The sequence below is a fragment of the Paucidesulfovibrio gracilis DSM 16080 genome, from assembly GCF_900167125.1.
Lineage (GTDB): Bacteria > Desulfobacterota > Desulfovibrionia > Desulfovibrionales > Desulfovibrionaceae > Paucidesulfovibrio > Paucidesulfovibrio gracilis.
In genome coordinates this window covers 1-2191 of sequence record NZ_FUYC01000048.1, presented here as the reverse complement: position 1 = coordinate 2191, position 2191 = coordinate 1, and the positions used below count along the sequence as shown (strand labels likewise).

The following is a 2191-nucleotide window of genomic DNA, read 5'->3' as shown; positions in this document are numbered from 1 at the left end:
AGGGGGAAAACCTTTCTGAAGAAAGGTTCTTCCCCCTGGACCCCCTTTCCAAAGACTTTTATTGGCTCCAGGCCTGCGGCCTGTCGCGGGTATTGTTTCTTTCCCTTTCCCCCTCCCCAAACAAAAGAGCGGCCGAAGCCGCTCTTTTGTTTGGGGGCGCACCGTTGCCGCGAGTTTCGGGAGGGCGGAGCCATCCCGGAAATCGCGGCAACATGAGATCACGCCGCCGCACTCCTCCCCATAGTCACTTTCCAGACGACCTCCCACCCTACGTCCCCGGCCGCGCGAAAGCGCGAGACCGGTAAACGGGATTCCAAAGGGTCGCGGACCCTTTGGCCGCCGGAGGCCTGCCTTTCAAGTCGCAAACCGGCCAATAGTTACCAAATGTCGATGACGGCATCCGGATTTACGGCACGGATACGTTGGATAAGGAATTTCCCGGCTCCGTGTTTTGTAGGTACACTTTCAAAGAAAATGCGGCGCAACCAACCGGAATATGTCTTGATCATTATGTCTTCCCACTCCTCAGTCCCTTTGTAGCACGGGGCTATTTCGTCATACGTCACGCTCCTTATACTGCAAATATTGCGTAGGGAGAGCGTCCTATCCCAAAGTAAATATTTATACCTGATGGTGTCTTCTGTGATTTCCAGCAATAAAAAAGTCGATTTACGCCAGTTCCAAAGCCACAGGACACAAAAGGCAACCATTGCGAGTCCTATCCAGCCGTTTGTGATGAAGAGAATAAAGCTGAAGAAGAGCAGGACAATCCCCAGCAATATTCCCATTGAATAGAAGCCATGCCTGGCGAGCAGTTCACCTCGTGTGTATTGAATCGAAATGGATTCCATCTCGTTTTTTTACCAACGTTATTAATTGTTACGGTTTCCCCATAATATTGTCTTTTGTCGCATGGCGTGTCCCTCGGAAGGTATGCGATTTTGGCGCTTTTCAACACCTAGCTAAAGCCGTTCTTTCTTTTGGGGCGCACCGTTGCCGCGAGTTTCGGGAGGGCGGAGCCATCCCGGAAATCGCGGCAACATGAGATCACGCCGCCGCACTGCTCCCCATAGTCACTCTCCAGACGACCTCCCACCCTACGTCCCCGGCCGCGCGAAAGCGCGAGACCGGTAAACGGGATTCCAAAGGGTCGCGGACCCATTGGCCGCCGGAGGCCTGCCGTTCAAGTCGCGAACCGGCCAATGGTTACCAAATGTCGATGACGGCATCCGGATTTACGGCACGGATACGTTGGATAAGGCAATCTCCTACTTTGCGATCTTTTGGTTGCCGAGCGAAACAGACGTACCGCAAAAAGAGTCCATTGATCTTGAGTGTAATTGATTCGGATGCAACAATTTTGAGCCTGAGAGGGTATTTGTAGTCATACGAAAAAACTCGTATGAGTGATATTTTATCAAGTGGCAGTAATTTGGTCCACAAAAGGAATTTTGTGACGATGTGACTCTCTGTTACTTGGATAGGAATGAAAAAAAATCTGCTTACAAAGGCCCACCAAAGGCATATTTCGATTGGTAGTACAAGTATCCAGTAATCTATGCTGATCAGGAAAAACAGGAGAGAAAAAAAGAAAATCACTACGGCAACGACTGTCATGATGGAAGACACGAAAGTCATTGCGAGAATTTCATTTCGAGGTGTTTCAATACAATGTGGAGAACCATTTTTTCTATTCATGTCCTGGAATTCTCCACAATTTTGTGCTTTGCATTTGTGTATGGACATCTGTTACCGAGGGTTTCCCAAGGTTTAAACCGACAGCTAAGGCTGAACCATTATACGTTTCCGAATGCACATTGTCTGCTTCAACAGAAACTTTACTACTGCCTGGGCCTGGTATAATAGCCTGACCTGCCCCAGTAACCATTGACTTGCCAGCGAGATCGTCAACAGACTTGGCGTCAGTTGTTTGCCAAGTTCCCGAAGCGCCCACGCCCCAGCCGCTGCCGGCCCCGCCATCAGCATGCCCCATGGCGCGGATTTCTCCTGCGTCGTCCCAACAGACACCCACCCCCAGCTCGCCTCGGAAACCAAAGCCGGAAGCGTTGCCGTCAATTGAAATGCAATCCGCGTCCAGCCCTGTTTTGTCCACGGCGTTGACTGGGTCATCCAGGCAGTAGCCATACCAATCCGGGTCACCCCCTGCCGCGCCAAGGGGGTCTTGCGCGGT

The 2191-nt window shown here is 51.2% G+C and carries 1 protein-coding gene and 1 pseudogene; both read right to left on the bottom strand.

The features are described 5' to 3' along the window. Positions 1–377: 377 nt before the first annotated feature. A complete protein-coding gene (locus B5D49_RS14605; protein ID WP_078718456.1) occupies positions 378–851 on the bottom strand; it encodes a hypothetical protein in 474 nt (157 codons plus the stop codon). Positions 852–1690: 839 nt separating this feature from the next. Beyond that, positions 1691–2191, bottom strand: a pseudogene (locus B5D49_RS14595) (hypothetical protein); the annotation flags it as partial.

Bases quoted from the DNA above. Each gene is read 5' to 3' on its own strand.
- B5D49_RS14605 (WP_078718456.1), bottom strand. From the start codon at position 851: ATGGAATCCATTTCGATTCAATACACACGAGGTGAACTGCTCGCCAGG.